Origin of the sequence: Clostridium saccharoperbutylacetonicum N1-4(HMT), assembly GCF_000340885.1 — a bacterium.
GTDB classification, from domain to species: Bacteria; Bacillota; Clostridia; order Clostridiales; family Clostridiaceae; genus Clostridium; species Clostridium saccharoperbutylacetonicum.
This window is the reverse complement of record NC_020291.1, coordinates 4613114-4634221: the sequence shown is the minus strand read 5'-3', so window position 1 is coordinate 4634221 and position 21108 is coordinate 4613114. Positions and strand designations below refer to the sequence as shown.

22 protein-coding genes and 1 riboswitch are annotated in these 21108 nt (G+C 29.7%); of the genes, 15 read left to right on the top strand and 7 right to left on the bottom strand.

From position 1 onward, the window contains the following. The first annotated feature begins 14 nt into the window (after positions 1–14). Together CSPA_RS20775 and CSPA_RS20770 are read left to right on the top strand one after the other, a co-directional pair. Positions 15–614: a nitroreductase family protein gene (locus CSPA_RS20775; RefSeq protein WP_015394344.1), complete on the top strand. Its 600-nt coding sequence runs from the start codon at positions 15–17 to the stop codon at positions 612–614. 342 nt (positions 615–956) lie between these two features. Beyond that, complete coding sequence (locus CSPA_RS20770; protein ID WP_015394343.1) at positions 957–1577, top strand: nitroreductase family protein; 621 nt, start codon at positions 957–959, stop codon at positions 1575–1577. A gap of 78 nt (positions 1578–1655) precedes the next feature. On the opposite strand, the gene CSPA_RS29825 is transcribed toward CSPA_RS20770, so the two are convergent. Next, positions 1656–1814: a hypothetical protein gene (locus tag CSPA_RS29825; RefSeq protein WP_156875942.1), complete on the bottom strand. Its 159-nt coding sequence runs from the start codon at positions 1812–1814 to the stop codon at positions 1656–1658. A gap of 148 nt (positions 1815–1962) precedes the next feature. Next, entirely contained in the window at positions 1963–2928 is a 966-nt protein-coding gene (locus tag CSPA_RS20765) for a pectinesterase family protein (RefSeq protein ID WP_015394342.1), read from the bottom strand. 398 nt (positions 2929–3326) lie between these two features. Here CSPA_RS20765 and CSPA_RS20760 point away from each other — a divergent pair, with 398 nt between their 5' ends. Further along, entirely contained in the window at positions 3327–3869 is a 543-nt protein-coding gene (locus CSPA_RS20760) for an NADH peroxidase (RefSeq protein WP_015394341.1), read from the top strand. A gap of 329 nt (positions 3870–4198) precedes the next feature. On the opposite strand, the gene CSPA_RS20755 is transcribed toward CSPA_RS20760, so the two are convergent. After that, positions 4199–4645: a MerR family transcriptional regulator gene (locus tag CSPA_RS20755; protein ID WP_015394340.1), complete on the bottom strand. Its 447-nt coding sequence runs from the start codon at positions 4643–4645 to the stop codon at positions 4199–4201. Positions 4646–4867: 222 nt separating this feature from the next. Between CSPA_RS20755 and CSPA_RS20750 the strand changes: the two genes are divergently transcribed. The 10 genes from CSPA_RS20750 to gpmA all read left to right on the top strand — a co-directional run bounded on the left by CSPA_RS20750 (position 4868) and on the right by gpmA (position 14086). Continuing rightward, the gene (locus CSPA_RS20750; protein WP_015394339.1) at positions 4868–5629 is read left to right on the top strand and encodes an SDR family NAD(P)-dependent oxidoreductase; all 762 of its coding nucleotides are present in this window, start codon (positions 4868–4870) and stop codon (positions 5627–5629) included. Positions 5630–5986: 357 nt separating this feature from the next. Then, on the top strand, positions 5987–6361 hold the full coding sequence (locus CSPA_RS20745) for a nuclear transport factor 2 family protein (RefSeq protein WP_017810430.1): 375 nt from the start codon (positions 5987–5989) through the stop codon (positions 6359–6361). A 289-nt stretch (positions 6362–6650) separates the two neighbouring features. After that, positions 6651–7469 (top strand): MerR family transcriptional regulator, encoded by an 819-nt coding sequence (locus CSPA_RS20740; protein ID WP_015394337.1) that lies wholly within the window; start codon positions 6651–6653, stop codon positions 7467–7469. A gap of 215 nt (positions 7470–7684) precedes the next feature. Further along, positions 7685–7886: riboswitch (cobalamin riboswitch) on the top strand. Positions 7887–8030: 144 nt separating this feature from the next. Next, positions 8031–8837: a cobalt ECF transporter T component CbiQ gene (gene cbiQ, locus CSPA_RS20735; protein WP_242832577.1), complete on the top strand. Its 807-nt coding sequence runs from the start codon at positions 8031–8033 to the stop codon at positions 8835–8837. 12 nt (positions 8838–8849) lie between these two features. Beyond that, positions 8850–9674 (top strand): energy-coupling factor ABC transporter ATP-binding protein, encoded by an 825-nt coding sequence (locus CSPA_RS20730; RefSeq protein ID WP_015394335.1) that lies wholly within the window; start codon positions 8850–8852, stop codon positions 9672–9674. A gap of 224 nt (positions 9675–9898) precedes the next feature. Continuing rightward, entirely contained in the window at positions 9899–10651 is a 753-nt protein-coding gene (locus CSPA_RS20725; protein WP_015394334.1) for an energy-coupling factor ABC transporter permease, read from the top strand. Beyond that, positions 10651–10971 carry an energy-coupling factor ABC transporter substrate-binding protein gene (locus CSPA_RS20720; RefSeq protein WP_015394333.1) on the top strand — a complete coding sequence of 107 codons (321 nt, stop codon included), beginning with the start codon at positions 10651–10653 and terminating at the stop codon, positions 10969–10971. The genes CSPA_RS20725 and CSPA_RS20720 overlap by 1 nt, the downstream gene beginning before the upstream one ends. 515 nt (positions 10972–11486) lie before the next feature. After that, a complete protein-coding gene (locus tag CSPA_RS20715) occupies positions 11487–12122 on the top strand; it encodes a TetR/AcrR family transcriptional regulator (RefSeq protein ID WP_015394332.1) in 636 nt (211 codons plus the stop codon). After that, on the top strand, positions 12122–13048 hold the full coding sequence (locus CSPA_RS20710) for a ketopantoate reductase family protein (protein WP_015394331.1): 927 nt from the start codon (positions 12122–12124) through the stop codon (positions 13046–13048). The genes CSPA_RS20715 and CSPA_RS20710 overlap by 1 nt, the downstream gene beginning before the upstream one ends. Before the next feature lie 306 nt (positions 13049–13354). Beyond that, positions 13355–14086, top strand: coding sequence for a 2,3-diphosphoglycerate-dependent phosphoglycerate mutase (gpmA, locus tag CSPA_RS20705; protein WP_015394330.1), 732 nt, complete (start codon positions 13355–13357; stop codon positions 14084–14086). 66 nt (positions 14087–14152) lie between these two features. Here gpmA and feoB read toward each other — a convergent pair whose 3' ends face one another. Beyond that, positions 14153–16264, bottom strand: a complete 2112-nt coding sequence (gene feoB, locus CSPA_RS20700; RefSeq protein ID WP_015394329.1) for a ferrous iron transport protein B — start codon at positions 16262–16264, stop codon at positions 14153–14155. 257 nt (positions 16265–16521) lie between these two features. Further along, a complete protein-coding gene (locus CSPA_RS20695; protein WP_015394328.1) occupies positions 16522–16746 on the bottom strand; it encodes a FeoA family protein in 225 nt (74 codons plus the stop codon). A gap of 270 nt (positions 16747–17016) precedes the next feature. Here CSPA_RS20695 and CSPA_RS20690 point away from each other — a divergent pair, with 270 nt between their 5' ends. Then, the gene (locus CSPA_RS20690; RefSeq protein ID WP_015394327.1) at positions 17017–17490 is read left to right on the top strand and encodes an iron dependent repressor, metal binding and dimerization domain protein; all 474 of its coding nucleotides are present in this window, start codon (positions 17017–17019) and stop codon (positions 17488–17490) included. Between the two features lie 146 nt (positions 17491–17636). On the opposite strand, the gene CSPA_RS20685 is transcribed toward CSPA_RS20690, so the two are convergent. Both CSPA_RS20685 and CSPA_RS20680 read right to left on the bottom strand, forming a co-directional pair. Then, positions 17637–18293: a macro domain-containing protein gene (locus tag CSPA_RS20685; RefSeq protein WP_015394326.1), complete on the bottom strand. Its 657-nt coding sequence runs from the start codon at positions 18291–18293 to the stop codon at positions 17637–17639. A gap of 129 nt (positions 18294–18422) precedes the next feature. After that, positions 18423–19070 (bottom strand): hypothetical protein, encoded by a 648-nt coding sequence (locus tag CSPA_RS20680; protein WP_026106347.1) that lies wholly within the window; start codon positions 19068–19070, stop codon positions 18423–18425. 336 nt (positions 19071–19406) lie between these two features. Here CSPA_RS20680 and CSPA_RS20675 point away from each other — a divergent pair, with 336 nt between their 5' ends. After that, positions 19407–20774 (top strand): MATE family efflux transporter, encoded by a 1368-nt coding sequence (locus CSPA_RS20675; RefSeq protein ID WP_015394324.1) that lies wholly within the window; start codon positions 19407–19409, stop codon positions 20772–20774. The last annotated feature ends 334 nt before the right edge of the window (positions 20775–21108 follow it).

The following is a 21108-nucleotide window of genomic DNA, read 5'->3' as shown; positions in this document are numbered from 1 at the left end:
AGGAGGGAAAAATTATGTCAAAAGATTTTTTTGCTGCAGTAGCAGATAGACGTTCATTTTATGGAATTAGTAAGGAGGCTGTGGTTTCAGATGATAGAATTAAGGAAATCATAGAACATGCTGTTAAGCATACTCCATCATCATTCAATTCTCAAAGTGCAAGAGTAGTGTTATTGCTAGGAGATCACCATGATAAATTGTGGGATATTACAAAAGAAGCTTTAAGAAAGATTGTGCCAGCAGATCAATTTAGTTCTACTGAAGAAAAAATTAATTCTTTTAAGAATGGATATGGTACAGTATTATTCTTTGAAGATTATAGTGTAGTGGAAGCACTTCAAGAACAATTCTCACTTTATAAAGATAATTTCCCAGTATGGTCAGAACAAGCAAGTGGAATGCATCAATTTGTTGTTTGGACTGGATTAGAAATTGAAGGCTTTGGAGCATCTTTGCAACATTATAATGAACTTATTGTAGATGATGTTAAGAAAGAATGGAATATTCCTGATAAATGGAAACTTATTGGTCAAATGCCATTTGGAAAACCTGTTGCAGATCCAAGTGCAAAAGAATATCAACCATTAGAAAATCGTATTAGAGTATTTAAATAAGAAGTAATTGCAAGTAAGTAATATTGGACTATCTGCATTTTTAAGAGAGATAATAAGTTTGCTAGAGTCACTAAGAAGTGAAAATTCGCTTTAGTTTAATTTAAGTATACTAAAATTAAATGATTAAAGTGTATTAAACTTTTTACAGATACTTTCATTAGTAAACTATTAAATGGATCTCTTTAGTGCAGATGGTCTTGTTTTTTATTATATTAATAGATGATAGTAACTAACTTAAATAGAAATAGAAAAAAATTTGACAAGTAATGGTTAAAAAAACGATAATTATAATATAGGATTTTGTATATAGGATGAAAAAATTGAAAGAGAGGTTGTTTATAGATGAATGAGTTTTTGAAAATTGTTAGAGAAAGAAGATCAGCAGATAAGTTTATTGAAAATATTAAAATACCTAGAGAGGATTTTAATGATATATTTAGAGAACTTTCTTTGGCTCCTTCAGCATTTAATTTACAGCATGCGAGATATTATGTTGTAGAAGATAAGGATTTACAAGAAAAAGTTTACGATTCTGCTTTTCAACAATATAAGATAAAGACTGCTTCAGCAGTAATAATAGTTACTGGAGATAAAAATGCTTATCTTTCAGCGGATAAAATCTATGAAGGATCAATGATGCTTGGTATGCTTGATAGAACTCAGTATAACATTATGATTGATACAATTAAAAATCTTTATGAAGGTTGGGGAGAAAACTTTAAGCATGATGAAGCTATAAGAAATGCATGTTTATCAGCAATGATGTTTTTGTTATTGGCCAAGGATAAAGACTGGGATACCTGCCCAATGATATATTTTGAAAAGGATAAAATCAGTGAACTATTGAATATTCCAGATAATGAAGTGCCTGCCTTGATGATTACTATGGGAAAAATGGACAAGAGTAGTACTAAGATCAGAGGATATAGAAAACCAATTGACGAATTTGTGAAATTTTTTTAATACATAATTTATTATAAAATATTATAAAGCGCTAGTTAAGTACAAAGAGGAAACTGCAAATATATAATCGCAGTTTCCTTATTCTTTTTGCTTCCAACATTTATTACAAGTTAAGCAACATCGAGTAGCATAATTTGGACAGTGAGGACTAGTTTGCTCTTTAATAACATCAGAAGTATTATATGTAATTCTTTTTATCCATTTAGATGTATTATTTTTTATTGTTTTAATGTTCAATAAAATCACCTACTTTTAATATTATAATAAGCCTTTATTATAATATTTTAGTATTTTTTATTAGTGAAGTATGTAACATATGATACCTATAATATTTTAGGATTTAATAATTTAAATATTTATAATTTTTGTTATGTCGAGCTTTTTACTAGCTTAACCAATTATCATTTCCACCTAATATATTGGAAATCGTATATTTATTTACTTCCTCATCAGTTAAAATGTGAGACCATGAAACTCTTGTTGTATCAGAAGCGCCAGGGCCGTAGCTTTTATATTCAGCATAATAAGTTTCTTTTTCAGCAAGTGGCTTATCCCAGCTATGCCAGCCTTCTTTTTTTATATGTTCTCCAATAAAGCAGTTTATAAAAACTGTTTTTGCATAATCTCTCCAAGGCCTTCCTAGGTAAACAGTATGAGCAGGTGCGTTACTAGTTAATTTACAATCAAAGAAGACATAACCAAATTCTCTGCCTTGAACGGTTGAAGCAGCAGTTGCATAGCCGTTTACTTCAGAATTTATATCCTTTGAAAATATTTCACATTTATTAAATACAGCTGTAGCAGAACCAAAAATAAAATCGATATCACCTTCGATATAACAATTTTCATAATATTGTCTACCTACGGTTCGTTCTTTTCCTTCCATTGGTCCACCGAAATTATTGCCTTCTATAGGTTTTGGTGGAAGAGGACCAGTAAATAAGGTATCTTGATTAGCTAGAAATCTACAGTCTTTAAATATTGATTTATCTCCTTCAACATACACAGCAACAGCTTGTCCAACAATTTCTCCTTGACCTGCTGAATTTTCGATTGTTAGGTTTTTTGCAGTAAAGTCATTAGCTCTTATAAAAATAGTATAAGTGTTAAAAGTTCGGTATGCTTCACCATTTGGAAATAATTTTTTAGCATAATCATCAAATGTTAAAATAGTTTTTTCATTATCTTCACCAATAAGTGTAATATATGGCTTCAATATAGATATTTTTTCTTTGTAGACTCCATTTTTAATGTATATTTCAACTTCTTCAGAATTGTTTTCAGGAATCGAATCAATTGCTGCTTGAATAGTTTTAAATTGTCCATTTCCATCTTTTGAAACTATTATCATATAAAAATCCTTCTTTCTATAACGGGCAACTAGAAATAAGTAGAGTAGGTGCCTAGGTAATTATTAAAACTTAGTAAGTATTATACCATAAATTAACTTTAGCATTATATGATAAGTTCATATTTTTTATTTTAAAACTAGAAAATAAGTTATATAATATAAGTAGGAATATGTTAGAAAATTAAGAAGATTGTGCTTCGTTGAACTTTTATATCAAAAATATAATTGACATAGGTTATATGGTTATTTTAGTAGGATTATGGAAATGAATAAAAAATTTATAAAAAAATTATAAATAACTATTTACAACTAATAATAATTATTATATAATAAAAACTGTGATGAGGATAAAATAAAAAATATAAAAAATAATAATTAAATTTTGGGAGGAAGAGATTATGAAAAAATTTGTTTGTACAGTATGTGGATATGTTCATGAAGGAGATGCAGCACCAGACAAATGTCCAGTATGTGGTGTTGGAGCAGAAAAATTTAAAGAACAATCAGGAGAAATGACTTGGGCTGCAGAACATGTAGTTGGAGTAGCACAAGGAGTTTCAGAAGATATATTAGCAGATTTAAGAGCTAACTTTGAAGGAGAATGTTCAGAAGTTGGAATGTACTTAGCTATGTCAAGAGTTGCACATAGAGAAGGATACCCAGAAATTGGATTATACTATGAAAAAGCTGCTCATGAAGAAGCAGAACATGCAGCTAAGTTTGCTGAATTATTAGGAGAAGTTATTACAGATTCTACTAAGAAAAACTTAGAATTAAGAGTTGCAGCTGAAAATGGAGCAACAGCAGGTAAGTTCGATTTAGCTAAGAGAGCTAAAGCAGCTAATTTAGATGCTATTCATGATACAGTACATGAAATGGCTAGAGATGAAGCTAGACATGGTAAAGCATTCAAAGGATTATTAGATAGATATTTTGGATAAACCGACCACATATACTTTGGTGGCTCACAAAGCTCCCACAAACCTTTGTAAATAAAGGCTTGTGGGAGCTTTTTTATGTACCAACCCTATGTACGCAGTACACGGGTTGAGGAAGGAAGATATATGCCATAGGGATTAATGTTTTTGTGGCTTTTTAACAAACTCAAGGGAAAACTCGTGGGCAAATTGTAAAAAATGAGGGGTAAAAAAGCACCTCAAGAGATAATCCCACGAGATTCCGTAGACCCTATGCCGTAAGGAAGTAGCTGTGTGCAACGGTGTTGAAGCGCGTCATGGTGCTGCTTTAAATGGACTATTGGGCAGATATTTCAAATATTACCAGCTTCATCAGTTTGTAATAATTTATTCTCACGTTTTTCTTCATAAGCGTGTCTTCTTTGTTCGTTAATAATTTCTATGGCATTAGGAGCCTCATACATTTCAATCTTAAAATCGACTATTTCTAGACTTTTATTAAGTTCCTCTATCTGTTGCAGAATTTCCTTACGATGTTCAAAAAGTAATTTTTTTCGTGCATCTATAGTATTGGCACCTTCCATACAGAAATCAATATATCTTTTAATATCTTTAATTTGCATTCCTGAATTCTTTAAACAACAAATCACCTTAAATAAATTTAAATCTGATTCAGTAAATTCTCTATTTCCTGATTTATTTCTTGAGACAAATGGTAAAAGCCCTTCTTTGTCATAAAAACGAATTGTATATATAGAAAGCCCCAAAATCTGTGATATATCTTTTATTGAATATGTCAATTCTAAAATCCCCTTTAAATTTATTTAATTTAAAAAAAACTTGACCTCGATATAACTCTAGGTATTAACATGAGTATAAATTATAAGAAATTTATTTTCAAGTGATTTATACATGCTTATGTATATAGAAATTAATGATTAAGATAATAATATAAGTAGCAGTATAAATAATGAAATATTAATTTCTAAATGATTAATAAAAATTTAGAGGAGATATTTTTTATGAACAAAAATAGTAAAATTGCATTAGTTACAGGTGGAAGTCGTGGAATTGGTCGAGATTCTGCATTATCATCATCTAAAAAAGGAATAGATGTAATTATCACTTACAATAATCAAAAAGAAAAGGCAGATGAAGTTGTAAAGGAAATTGAAGTAAGTGGTGGTAAGGCTGCTGCTATTCAGCTTGATGTAAGTGATATATCTTCCTTTGATTCCTTTGTATCTAAGTTATCAGATGTTTTAAAAGCTAAATGGAATCAAGAGAGTTTCAATTTTTTAATTAATAATGCAGGAATTTCAAATCATACACCTATTTTAAAAGTTACAGAAGAAGAATTTGACAAAACATTTAATGTTCACTTTAAAGGAGTTTTCTTTTTAACACAAAAATTAATTCCTCTAATTGCAGACGAAGGTAGAATTATAAACACTTCTACAATGTTAACTCGTTCTACATATCCAGGATCTGGGCTTTATGCTTCTGCGAAAGGTGCGGTAGAAGTTTTTACTAGATATTTAGCTAAGGAATTAGGAGCAAGAGGAATAAGGGCGAATACTATAGCTCCAGGTACCATTAATACTGAATTTAGTGGAGATACTTATATCAAAAATCCAGGTTTAAAAGATAGGATTGCTTCTCAAACTACACTCGGAAGAATGGGCGAAGCTTCTGATATTGGACCTGTTGTTGCAAGTCTTTGCTCAGATGAAATGGGATGGGTCACCGGACAATGTATTGGAGTATGTGGCTCAGTGCTTTAAGAGCAAAGTTGCTCTACTGGGCAAGTAAAGAGGAAATAACCTTGAAGTATTATATTCATATCACACAGGGTATGCGTGAAAATCTGATGAGCGCGCTTAACTCTATCTGATACTACTTTATTTGCAAATATGAAAACTCGTGGGAAAGCTCAAGGGATTTTCCCACGAGTTTCCGTGCAGGCCCTACTTGGTAGGGATGTTGCTTCTCATATCCGAGAAGAAGCAAGACATAGTAAAGCATTCAAAGGATTATTAGATAGATTCTTCAAATAAAAAAATCTAATATAATAAAGAGCATTGTTTATATAGAATGGAAATGGTATTATTTACATAAAAAGAAGTAATGGAGATATGATGATGAGTGATCGAGAAGAAATAATAAAGAAATATTTTGGTGCTTGGATAAATAACAATAGTTTAGTATTAAAAGATATTTTTGATAGAAATATAATTTATAGCGAATGTTATGGACCTGAATACCATGGGATAAATACAATTGAAACTTGGTTTGAGGATTGGAATAAAAGAGGCGAAGTCTTGATTTGGGATATAAAGCAGTTTGTTCATCAAGGTAATATATCTGTAGTTGAATGGTATTTTAAATACAAATATAATGGGGAAGTCGGAGAATTTGATGGGGTCTCACTTATTGAATTTAATGATGATAACTATATAGTAACCTTAAAAGAATTTCAATCTAAAGTTCCACATTACTATCCATATGAAAATTAAATCAAATTTCAATTAACTATCCCAAACCAGCATTCTTCCTATAAATTGTTATCTTTTTTTTTATTCTAAATTGAAATACATTTACAAATAAGCAACTTTTTAATTATAGAAAGGTTTATTTGTAAATGTATGAATTTTCCTTTAAAAATGTTTTATTTAAAACTATAAAAACAATATTTACTATATATAATTTTTAAATAAAAAAATATAAATTTTTTTCATAAACCTCTTGACCTTACCCTTAACTGGAAGGTTTATACTATGTTTGTCGACAGAAAGGAGAATTGATGTGTATACAATCGGGCAGTTTTCTAAAATTGGTAGAGTTTCAACTAAGACACTTCGGTATTATGATGAAATTGAGCTTCTAAAACCTATGCGTGTAGACAAAGATACTCAATACAGATATTATTCATATGAACAAGTCTTAAAGCTTATTTTTATATCTGAATTAAAGACTTATGGATTAAAATTAGAAGAAATTAAAGTTGTTATGGATAAGCAGGATTCAGACTTGTTAAAAAAGTTTCTAAGGAATAAAATTAGTGAAATTAATGAAGAAGTGCAAAATAATTTGAAACTCAAAGATTCTATTGAAGAAAAAATTAAGAAAATTGAGTTAGGAGGCAATATTATGGAAGCAAAGAAAGATTTAAAAGTTGAATTGAAGGAAAGAGAACCATTAGTTGTTATTAGCAGGAGAACAATTACAAGTATGAGTAATATAAGCAGTGTAATAGGAAAGGTATTTGAAGAGATCTTCAAGCTTGGTCTAAAACAAGAAGGACCTGTAATGACAATTTATCATGACAAACAAGAATTTGATGTTGAAAATGCAGACTGTGAGATCTGTATTCCAATAAATAGTAAAGTAAATATGGAGAAGAGCGAAAACATAAAAGAGCTTTCGGGTGGTTTGGTTGCAGCCATAACATTTATAGGGCCATATTCAAGACTTGGAGAAGCTTATGGTACCATTGTAAAATGGATTGATGAGAATGGATATAAAAGCGTGGCTGCACCTTTTGATATTTATTTAAATAGTCCTCAAAGTGTTGGAAGTCCAGAAGAATTTATAACTGAGGTATGTTTTCCAATTAGTAAATAGTGTATTGAATCTTAGTAGAGGAAACATTTTATATTTATTTTTAGCTAATTACATGTTTATGTTATGAAAAGATAATATATATGGTGAGGGTTGAGAGCTGTATCTTAACCCTTTTTGTATATGAAATTACAACAATAATTTGAAAGTCGACTAATATAATTGACTTTTTCGTAATAAAAATGTTATGTTATACATGGAAGAAATTATAAACTACAAATTAATAATAAAATATGGGTTTAATTAAAATTATATTTTATATTGCTTTTAATTAATTAAAAGGGAATTAGGTGAAAGTCCTAAACTATCCCGTAGCTGTATTAGAGGAGTTTAAATGCAATTAAGTCACTTGCGAGCAGGGAAGACGTATTTAAACGAAGATTCTTAAGTCAGAAGACCTGCCTATATTTTGCACCAGTAACTCTACGAGTGATAGAGGGGGCGTTTAATGAAAATTTATTTGCTGATTTTGTATGAGTAAGTATGTTTGATTATTATGTCTTTTTAACACTTTTGTTAGAAGGGCTTTTTATTTTTCATAAAATTAAGGAGAGGTGATTTGAAATAATTAATAAACATAAAATAGGTCATAAGCAAGGAGAAGGATATTCTATTGATTTTTATGCTTATGCATCAAAAATCAGACAATGGAATGCAACTTTTAAAGTAGGGCTAGCTCTATTAACCTTGATTAGTTGCATTACATTGGACAATCCCTATGTATCTATTGTTGTTATAACAGCTATGGCTTATCTGACAGTAATTAAAGGAGAAATTCCCTTAAGAGCATACTTATCAATATTAGCAATTCCAATTGCGTTTATTTTACTAAGTACTTTTACTATTGCAATTGATTTTTCTAAAGATCCTATAGGACAGTATAATTTATATCTTGGATTTGGTTATGTTTTTACTTCAATAATGCAACTTAAGAAAATGATATTTTTGATTTTGAAAATTTTTGCAGCTATTAGCGCTTTACAAATGCTAACATTATCAACTCCGTCTTCTGAGATTATTTATGTGTTACGTAAAGCTTGTGTACCTAAGATTATTATAGAATTAATGAGTCTTATTTATCGTTATATATTTATTTTAATGGATGTAGCTACTAAGATGAAAAATTCAGCAAAATCACGTCAGGGTTACTGCGATTTTAAAACTTCTTGCTATACTTTTGGCAATATTGCAAGTAATATGCTTATTATTTCTCTTAAGAAAGCAAATGCATATTATGACGCTATGGAAGCTCGGTGTTATGATGGAGAGCTTGTCTTTTTAGAGGAAGACAAAGATATTGATAAAATGCAGCTTGCTGTGGCAGCAGCATTTATAAGTTTTTTAATATTGCTTGGGAGTTTTACAAGATAGAAAGGAACAATTATGAAAAAATTGATTTTAAAAATTGAGGATTTAGCCTATACCTATGGAAATGGAAAAGCTGCATTAGCTGGAGTAAGTGTGGATCTTTATGAAGGTGAGAAAATTGCTGTTATTGGTTCTAATGGTTCAGGAAAATCTACATTCTTCCTAAACGTAGATGGTGTACTTACACCAGAACAAGGAAAAATTTTTTATAGAGATACACTTATTAATAAAAAGAATTTAAAGGAGCTTAGAAAAAATATAGGAATTGTATTTCAAGATGCAGACAATCAAATTATTGCATCTACAGTTAAAGCGGAAGTTGGTTTTGGACCGATGAATTTAAAGCTTTCAAAAGAAGAAGTATTAGAACGAGTTGATGAAGCCTTAGAATATATGAATATTTCACATTTAAAAGATCGTCCACCACACTATTTAAGCGGTGGTGAGAAGAAACGTGTAAGTATTGCCGATATAATAGCTATGAAATCAGAAATTATTATTTTTGATGAACCAACGGCAGCACTAGATCCAGTAAATGCCATTATGTTAGAAGAAGTTTTAAGTAAACTTGGAGCTGAGGGAAAGACAATGCTAATATCTACCCATGATGTAGATTTTACCTATAGATGGGCTGAAAGAGTTCTTGTATTTTCAGAAGGAAAAATTATTGCAGATGGATCCCCACTGGAAATTTTTCAAAATAAGAAAATTTTGAAGCAGGCGAATTTAAGGCAACCAACTTTGCTTGAAGTATATGAATTTTTAGTTGAAAAAAATATTTTAAAAGATATAAAGCAATATCCTAAAAGTATACAAGAATTTAAAAATATACACATATAAAAAAAGTGCGATAGCACAACCAAGATCTTTTGACATATAAAAAAAGTGCGATAGCACAACCAAGATCTTTTGACATATAAAAAAAGTGAGTTAGCTATATTTATGTGACCGAGATTTCTTTCTAAGCTTTGGCATTAACTTAAAAATGATAATTGAACATCTATAATTGGCTCATATGTTATTTGATTTTTACATGAGTATTTAAATGTTAGGGGAGGATAAAAATGAATAAAAAAGAAAAGAGAATTATTGGTTTAGCAGCAGCATTTGCTATGTTTTTTGGAGTGTCACCAGCAGCAAATGCAATGCATATTATGGAGGGGTATCTTCCACCACAGTTTTGTATTATATGGGGTGTTGTATGTATCCCATTCATAGTAGCAGGTTATTTATCTATTAAGAAGACTTTGTCAGAGCATCGTAGAGCAATTACTATTTTAGCTATGGCAGGAGCATTTGTTTTTGTACTTTCATCTTTAAAGATTCCATCAGTAACAGGAAGCTGTTCACATATGACTGGTACTGGGCTTGGGACAATATTATTTGGACCAAGTGCAGTTAGTATCTTAGGAATAATTGTACTTATTTTTCAAGCAATTCTGCTAGCGCATGGTGGGATTACTACTCTTGGTGCTAATACATTTTCGATGGCTATTGCAGGACCATTTGTTTCATATGGAATATATAAATTGTGTAAGGTTTTGAAAATAAACAAATATGTAGGTATTTTCTTGGCAGCAGCAATTGGAGACTTATTTACTTATTGTGTCACAAGTATTCAACTTGCACTTGCGTATCCATCTGAAAGTGGAGGTATAATTGTGTCAGCAATTAAATTTCTTGCAGTATTTGCACCAACGCAAGTTCCATTAGCAATTATTGAAGGTATTTTGACAGTTGTTATTATAATTGGTCTTGAAACATATGCAAAACCTGAATTAAAAGAACTTGGAGTAGTGATGGGAGGCGAAAATTAATGACAAAAACTAAAAAAACAGTTGTAAGTTTATTAATTATTGCAGCATTAATTGCTCTTATACCATTATTTACGTTGAAAGGTGCTGAATTCGGAGGTTCTGATGATGCGGGAAGTAAGGTGGTTTCTGAAATTACGGGAACTGAATATGAGCCTTGGTTTAAGCCAGTTATGGAAACTTGGATTGGTGGAGAATTACCAGGCGAAGTTGAAAGTTTACTTTTTTGCGTACAGACAGGCATTGGAGTTGGTATAATTGCCTTTTTTATGGGAAGATTCGTAGAGAGAAAGAAAATAGAAAATGAGAAAAACAAAATTTAATAATAGCTTTAGAATATAAAATATAAAAAAATGATATCCTGTGAGAATAGGATCATGCAGAGCCTTGTTCAGCATTATATTGGACAAGGCTCTATTAAATAAAAGTTTAACTTAAAAACTATGTTTAGCTATATAATTTAAGAATAATTTTATACATAAAGAAATGTATTATACTTATCTTACTAAGACACATAAAAAAATACAAGTCTCCTTGCCTGATGGAAAATATCCACACTTTAGAAAAGAGTATCTATGATACAATGCGTAACTTTTCTGCATTTCGGAACTTATATTGATAATAAAGTATTAATTTAATTAGTGGCTTCTATTTTAGAGTCACTATTTTTAATGTGATTTTTAAGATAGGGACTCAATATATGAATTTAGCTATTATTTTGAAACAGATATGATCATCACAGTTCTCTTTTTATAAGAAATATTAGAATATATTGACAAAGTTGATTAGTGTTACTTATAATTAAACCAACGGTCGGTTTAATTATAAGGAGAGTAAAATGGCAAGAACAAATAAAGAGTTTGATAACAAGAGAAATGAATTACTAAAATCAATATGGGATATATTTATTGCAAATGGTTATGAGAATACTACAATTGCATTTATTATTAAAATTTTAAATATATCAAAGGGGGCTTTTTATCATTATTTTTCTTCAAAAGAAGAATGCGCAGATGCTGCAATAGAAATGCAGGTGGAACTTTGGATTGACGAAATAGAAAAGCATGATTCAAAAGAATTAAAAGCTGATGCAAGATTTAAAGAAATAATTTTAAATGGAATAAAGGCTGTAAATAGTAATAGGAGTCAGAATGAAAAAATGGATACTCCAGCAAATGCAGTATTTCATCAGAAATTGATGGTTAGTATTACTAAGAGATTTGCACCTTTTTATGCTGATATAATATTGCAAGGAATTAAAGAAGGAATTTTTCATGCAAAATACCCACTCGAAACAGCAGAGATGATTTTAACTTTATCTAATTTTTACCTAGATATGAATTTATTTAAGTGGGATAGAGAGACAATAGCATCAAAAGTTTGTGCGTTTGAAGAAATTCTCACACAAAGTTTGGGGTCTGAAAAAAATACATTTAGCTTTATTGCTAATTTATTTGAATTGGAGGAGAAATAATGAAGATATTAATAGTTGGTACAGGAGTAATTGGAACTTTGTATGGACATTCACTTTCAAAATGTAATGAAGTTACTCATTTTGTACGTGAAAATAAGTTTAGCATTATGAATAATAAAACTATAACATATGATATTATAGATGAACGTGAAACGGAAGAGCGTATGTATACAACAGGAGAATATACTTACAAATGTGTAATTAATGTAGAGTGTGAATATGATTTGATTATTGTTCCTGTAAATTCATATCAATTAAAGGGGGTACTTGAAACACTTATTAAACAGGTGCCTAATTCTGATTATGTACTATTTACATTGAATTGGAATGGAACAGAAGAGATTGATAAGATTCTAAAAAAAGAACAATACATTATGGGTTATGCTGGAGGAGGAGGTACCTTTAGAGATAATCTACTTTGGGGAAATATAGGACAAGATATTACCTTAGGGACAGTATATGAAGATCAAAAGTCATTACTTAGCAAGACAATTGACATCTTTAAAGAGTGTGGGATTGTGCCTGAGGTTCCATGTAATGTGCTACATTGGTTATGGATACACAATGTAGGAGCAAGTCCTGTAGGAATAGGTCTTTCAAAATATAATGATCTAGGTGAGTTTTTAAAGGATGAAAAGCTAGTAGAAACATGTTTTAAAGCAATGAATGAAGGGTATAGTTTGTGTGAAAAGCGAGGAGTTAATCTAAATGAATTTCCAGAAGTCCAAATGATTAAAATGCCATTTTCTACTTTATATCCAATGTTTAAAAGAAATTTTGAAGAAAACCCGATAATGCAGCGTTATACCGCTCATGCATTACTTGCAATTGATGAGATGAAAGATAATTTTATACAAATGCTTAAGCTTGGAAAAGAAATGAAAATTAATATACCTAATATGGAAGAATTAAATAAGTTAATTTAATTTTCGTCTAGATGATTGGATTTATGTGGTGAATAACATTTTAAAGTAAAAAATAATATAAGTTTGCAGAGAATATAAATTTAGAAGTTTCAATTGGTTAAGTAAAGTCTAAGAACATCTATAGAGTGAATATAGGTGTTTTTTTGTCGTAGGATTTATAATTGTAGCTTTTATTAATAAGTTATTGATAATAATTTTCAAATAAGTATACATGTCCAATATAAAGTAGTATAATATATTAAAAGATAATAATTATTAAGAAATAAAAATTTAAATGATTGATATTAAGAGAGGATTGATATATATATGATTAAATTAGTATTGATAAGACATGGGGAAAGTATTTGGAATTTAGAAAATAAATTTACTGGCTGGACTGATGTGGATTTATCTGAAAATGGACTTAAGGAAGCAAGATTGGCTGGGGAAATACTTAAAAAAAATGGATTTGCTTTTGATATAGCCTATACTTCTGTTTTAAAAAGAGCAATAAGGACATTAGATATAATATTGCATGAGATGGATTTAATGTGGATACCAGTAAATAAATCTTGGAAGCTTAACGAAAGACATTATGGAGCACTCCAAGGCTTAAATAAGGCAGAAACTGCAGAAAAATATGGAGAAGAACAAGTTCATAAGTGGAGAAGATTTGTAAATGTAAGACCACCAGAATTAACAAAAGATGATCCAAGATATGGTGGACATGATTTGAGATATAAAGATTTAAAAGAAGGTGAAATTCCATTAACAGAAAATTTAGCAGATACAGAAAAAAGAGTTTTAGAGGAATGGAATGAAAATATAGCTCCAAAATTAAAAGAAGGTAAAAAAATTATAATAGCAGCTCATGGAAACACTCTAAGAGCTCTAGTAAAATATCTAGATAATATTTCTAGTGATGGAATAGCTAATTTAAATATACCTACAGGTACACCTTTAGTATATGAATTAGATGAAAATCTAGCACCTATAGATAGCTATTATTTATCCTTAGAAGGAAAAATACCTGAAAATATAATAGACAAGCATATTTAAGTATAAATGAAATGAAAAAAGGTTAGAAATATCGTTGTTTCTAACCTTTTTAGCTGTTATATAGAGTTAGTTGAAAAGATGGAATAAAGTGCTGGTAATAAAACATACGCAAATGGCAATACAAGTAGGAATAAGTACTGCGAGTCCTGTCCATTTTAAACTTCCAGTTTCTTTTTTTATAGTTAAAAGCGTTGTGGCACATGGCCAGTGTAATAAACTAAATAACATAGTGTTTAAAGCTGTAAGATAAGTCCAATGATGAGATAATAATATCTGTCTTAGAGAATCTATACTATCGAATTCAATCATAGAGCCAGTTGAAAGATAACTCATAATCAGTATTGGAAGCACAATCTCATTTGCTGGAAGTCCTAATATAAAAGCCATTAAGATAAAGCCATCTAAACCTATAAGCTGTGCAAAAGGATTGAGGAAAGCAGCTATATGATTAGTAATACTTAAATCACCTATATATACATTAGCAAGTATCCAAGTTAATGCACCTGCTGGTGCAGCTACAACTGCGGCCCTCCAGAGAACAAAAACAGTTCGGTCAATTATAGAAGTATATAAGACACGTCCAATCTTAGGAACCCTATAAGGAGGGAGTTCTAAAGTAAAAGTTGATGGGACTCCTTTTAAAATTGTTTTTGATAAACCATAAGATACTAATAAAGTTATACCTATCCCTATAACAACCAGTCCTGTTATAGTCAAAGTAGGGAGGAAACTTACTTTACTTTCACTCTGAGAAACGAGGAAAACTGTAGCAATGGCTATTAGGGTTGGGAATCTTCCATTACAAGGGACGAAGTTATTGGTTAATATGGCTATAAGCCTTTCTCTAGGAGATTCGATTATTCTGCAGGAAATTATTCCAGCAGCATTACAACCAAACCCCATGCACATAGTCAAGCACTGCTTACCATGTGCGCAAGCTTTTTTAAATAAGTGATCAAGGTTAAAAGCTACTCTAGGTAAATAGCCTAAGTCTTCTAGGATTGTGAAGATAGGGAAAAATATAGCCATAGGAGGGAGCATTACAGAGATTACCCATGCTAAGGTTCTATATAGTCCAAGAATAAGAATTCCATGAAGCCAGCTTGGTGCATTGATGCTGGTAAACCATAAAGTAAGCGTATCCTCAAATTTGAAAAGAACATTAGCAATTATGTCAGAAGGTATGTTAGCCCCAGTAATTGTAATCCAAAAGACTAATGCTAAAACCAGAAGCATTAATGGAATTCCAAATATTTTGGAAGTAATATAATTATCTATAACTCTATCTCTATTAATTTTTGCTTTATCTTCTTTAACATATTTATCTCTAACTTCTTCAGCTTTTATATAAATCTGTTCTGAAATATCATCTCGTAGGTTTCTCTTCTTATCATAGTTTTCATGGGACTCAGTTTTTTCAAGGATTTCTTCTAATAATTTTTTATCTACATTGTTAAAAATAGAATCCATTAACTTTTTATCACCATCTATGATTCTTAAGGCCAACCATCTAGAATTTATTCCGACTATGCTTTTTTCAATAATAGGTTGAAGGGATTTTATTTTCTCTTCTATATAATCATTGTATATTACAGTTTTAGGTTTTGACTTGATTTCTTCAGTAGTTATTTCATATACCTTTTCTTTCAGTTCATTTATTCCTTGGCCACTTCTAGCTGCACATAAAACTGTAGGAATACCAAGCTCTTTTTCTATACCTTTACCGTCTATAACTATGTTTTTCTTTTTTGCTTCATCAATAAGATTTATGCATAATATAACATTATCAGTTAATTCCATAACTTGATAAACAAGATTTAAATTTCTTTCGAGACAAGTTGCATCTGTAACAACTATTACAGCATCTGAATTACCAAAACAAATGAAATCTCTTGCTACCTCCTCTTCTACAGAGGAGGCAAATAATGAATAAGTACCAGGAAGATCAACTAATATATTTTCTCTGTTTTTATAAGTAAATTCACCGCGTGCATTGACTACTGTTTTACCTGGCCAATTTCCAGTATGTTGATGCAGCCCTGTTAATGAGTTGAATACTGTGCTTTTACCTGTATTTGGGTTGCCAGCAAGAGCAATAATGAATTGTCCATCTTTTTTTTCAATCTTAAATATATCTGTCATGGCATTATTTTTGGTTGATTCATATGTTAGCCCCATTATTACCTCCTAAAATATATTACATAAAATCTAAGAAATATTGCTCAATAATCTAGAAGTTGTATTTAAGTTAGAAATAAGAGTGAAGAGGCAATAATTTTGGAGAAAAACTATTGTTTTATCCTAAATTAGATTTATTAAAAAGATCTAAAGCTATTTTAACCGGAACTATTACCTATTACTTCTCACATAAGTTAGAATATTACTAAAGTTAATTAATTAGAACTTATATATTAAAAATGAATGATTAATATTAATTATTCATCAACAGATATTAAAGATGCTTCTTCGTTTCTAAGTGCTATCATAGCACCGCGTATATTATAAACTGTTGGATCTCCAGAAGGACCTTTTCTTATAACCTCAATCTTTGCACCTCTTGTGAGACCAAGTGCCAACATTCTTTCTCTTAGCATTCCTGATGCTGACAGTTCATTAACTTTAACAAATTTCCCTACTGATATATTATTAAGATTTATCATTTTATCGCCTCCATTAAAAGATCTTATTAAAGTTTCATAAAAGTAAATTATTTTTAATCGCCTAAGAATGTTTCTATAAACTAACTTTAATACAAGTTATGATAATAGATTCAATAATGTGACATTATAAACTATAAGAACTTATCAAATTTTTATAAGTTCTTTTATGAGAATATTAATTGATGTATATTTATTAGAATAGTAAATATATTTTGTAAGTATTAGCAATATAATTAAAGTAATAAATAATAAATGAAGGGTATCAGAAAAATGATAGAAAATGAATTTTTTACATTTAGAGAATATATGAGAAAAAATCAGAATATCCTATCTCCTTCAGCAGAGGATTACATGGAAATGATATATAGACTTTCAAGTAAAACAGGATTTATTCGTGTTAATGATCTGGCAACAGCATTAAATGTACAACCACCATCAGTTACGAGAATGATTAAGAAATTAGCAGAAGTAAATTTGATTAAATATGAAAAGTATGGAGTAATTATTCTTAAAAATGATGGATTAAAACTAGGGGAATATTTATTACAACGTCATAATTTAATTGAAAAGTTCTTAAAATTATTAAATGTAGAAGATGGATTATTGGAGGAGACAGAAAAGATAGAACATACAATTTGCAGTAATGTATTATATGGAATAGGGGATTTAGTGAATTTTTTTTATGATAATCCTAATTTTATTGAGGAATTTAATGAATATAGAAGTGAGAAAAATAATAGCTAACGTAAAGAAAGTTTCGTTATTACAAAGAATTAATAAGCATAGGTTTTAACTTAAACCTATGCTTTAATATTTGGATACATAAACCTTTTAATGTGTTGCTTTCGTAACTAATTTATAATTTAGTAATGTTAATTAGAACATATATATTAGATGTTGTGTTCTGATTTTTCTAATCTGTTTTCATATAAAGTTTTATAAGTATTATAAGTCTTTTCTTCAAAACAAACCATTGCAATTTTTTCGAAAGTATCTGGTGAGTTTTGAATAAAGGTTAAAATTTCATCTAAGGCTATATTACATGCATCTTCTAAAGGGTAAGAGTATGCCCCAGTACTTATTGATGGAAAAGCAATAGTTTTAATTGGATGTTCTTCAATATAATCATTGAGCTCCTTAAGAAAAAAGTCTTTTTGTTTACCACCTAATTTATAAAGGTTTTGATTTAGAAATTCATTGCATTGCTTAGAGTAGACTTCTACATAGTTAGCTGCTAGCAGAAGGGAAGAGTGATAAGCGTTTCTTAGATATTTTTCTTCTGTGCCATTATTCCTATAAATTGGACCAACAGTATGAATTATCCAATATACACCTGAATCAAATAAGTTATAGGATTTAGTTAGTTTTGCCTTACCTGTCATGCATCCATTTAAATGACGACATTCCTCTAATAATTTATCACCACAGGCTTTGTGAATTGCACCATCAACACCTCCACCACCAAGCAAGGAAGCATTTGCTGCATTTACAATGGCATCAAATTTAATTTTTGTTATATCGCCAAACAATATTTCTAATTTAGTCAAGTTAATCACCTCATATTAGTCATAAAATCTCTTACTTTAATAGTTTACACCTAATTAATATAAATAAAAATACTTATTTAACATTTTATGTAAAATAAGTATTTTTATTTATAATTATTAATTATAAAATTAAAGTGGTTGGTTTTCTAAATTAGATCTTCTATTATCTAATGGATTTAAATTAATGTGATGTACTTTCATTGTTTCATCAGGTGACATGATTAGTTCATCTAAACGAATTCTGCCTTCTGGAGTATTTGCTACAACCATTATTTCAGAGCCCTTTTTATATGTAACCCAATTGTAACCGTCTTTTATTACTTGATCTACATCATCCATTGAAATTAAAGCAGTGTCTTTATGATTTCCAAATTTGTCTCTTAATATTATTCCCATAGTGTAATGATCTATTTTTGTACAATCATTTTTAGAATTTCTATTGTATAATTCTAGATTTTCTTTTCTGTTGTCTAAAGTATTTCCATTTAAGTGTTTAATTGGAACTTTAGGGTTAACATCTAAGATTACGGATTGTATAGTTACCTTAGTAGATACTGTTTTACCATTAACTTTAGAAGTAGTTAATGTTTGAACAAGATAGTTATTAAAATCCTTATGCCATTCAGCAAACCAAGTTCCAGCCTTTTGAACTTTTTCAGTGTCAAATGTATCTATTTTGCAAATTAATTCGCTGCCGTCTTTCTTTAAAACTGTAATTTCAGTTAGATTACCTTTAGTATTATATTTGTTTTCTTGAGTTTTATAATTTGTTTTTATGGTTAAGCACCTCTTTCTTGATTTTATGTTTTTGGAAAAAAATAAAATAATCAATCATATTTGAAAAATATCACAAAATCATATATTTTTCAAGGTATTGCCAATTTATATTTTTCATTCAAACATTAGATAATTATATCAGATTGAATTTATAAATGATATAGTATAATTATTTGTAGACACAATAAATTTTAGTAAGTAAAATAGAATAAGGTGTATTAACAATGATCAATGATGAGGACAATAGTAAATTGGTCATTATTAACTATGGATTCAAATTGACCATTGATAATTGAAAATCAACAATTGATCAAAGAATGATGAGGTACTAAAATTATGACAATTATTAAAACTTTAAATAACATGGGACAAGATAAAAAATTTTTGCGTAAAGTAATTGCTATAACTACACCAATAACATTGCAGGCTTTATTAAATACAAGTTTGAATCTTGTTGATAATGTAATGATCGGCAGTTTAGGGCAAACATCTATTGCTGCAGTTGGACTTGCAAACAAAGTATTTTTTGTTTTTACTTTACTATTGTTTGGTATTGTAAGTGGTTCATCTATTTTGACTGCCCAATATTTTGGTAAAAAAGATATTAAAAACATAAGAAAAGTGTTAGGAATGTCTTTGGTAATGGGACTGATTGGTGCTATTTTTTTCGTAATTCCAAGTTTGTTATGTCCTGAAATTGTAATGAGCATTTTTACTCCAAGTACAGAAACTATAAAAATAGGGGCAACCTACTTATCAATAGCTGCTATAAGTTATCCTTTAACAGCAGTAACAAATGTTTATGTGGCACTTTTAAGAGGTGTTAATCAAGTAAAGGCTCCAGTATTTGTTACATTGTTTTCTATTGTAATAAAGGTGATATTAAACTATACATTAATATTTGGGCACTTTGGAGTTCCAGCCTTTGGGGTTCGTGGTGAAGCCATAGCAACTTTGATAGCTAGAACAATTGAGTGTACTTTAATTTTATCAATAGTATATATTCAAAAAGGACCTGCTGCCGCAAAGCTTAAAGAACTTATATCTTTTGATAACAAATTTGTAAAATTATTTTTTGTTACAGTATCTCCAGTTATTTTAAATGAATTTATGTGGGGCTTAGGTGTTACAATGTATTCTTTAGTCTATGGAAGAATGGGAGATGGGGCAGTAGCTGCAATTACTATAACCCAAACTGTTGAACAAATTATAACGGTTATTTTCCAAGGAATTAGTGCTGCTACAGCAGTTATTTTAGGAAATGAATTAGGAGCCAATAAACTTGAGGAAGCAAAAGTACATGCAAAATATTTTATTATACTTCAATTTATAGCTGCTTTAATAATGGCTGCAACTTGTTTAGGTATTAGAACTCCAATAATTACTTTATTTAATGTGACTGAAGGAGTTGGGATGGATATAAGGAAATGTCTATTGGTTTTCTCTTGTTATTTGCCATTTAAAGTATTTAACTGGGTAAATATAGTAGGTATACTTAGAAGTGGGGGAGATACTAAGGCAGCCTTACTGTTAGATATTACAGGTGTATGGCTTGTTGGAATTCCGTTTGCTTATCTTGGAGGAATGTTTTTTGGTCTTCCAATATATTTTGTATATGCAATGGTTACCTTTGAGGAAGTATATAAATTTATATTAGGATTGAGAAGATATAATCAAAGAGTATGGCTCAAAAATTTAGTTTAATTTCACAAAGTTAAAATGTATATGTTACAATAATATGGCATATTAAAAATATATTTATGCCATATTATTGTTTTTATAAGTATAATTTATATATATTCTAAAGATATCTAAAGCGAGAATTAGACTTATGCAAAACTTACCGAAATCAGATACATTTATCTTCCACAGGACTAGTGAAATTTTCGCTGGAAGGTTCTAAATGGCGGCTTGTAGCCATTTCAGCGTGTTCCAGATGTAAAATCCCCAAGGAGAAAGTTCATGTTTCCAAATATAAAATTTGGACATTCACTTTTAGACAAGCTGTAAATGAAACAAGCCCCCATTAATAACCGTC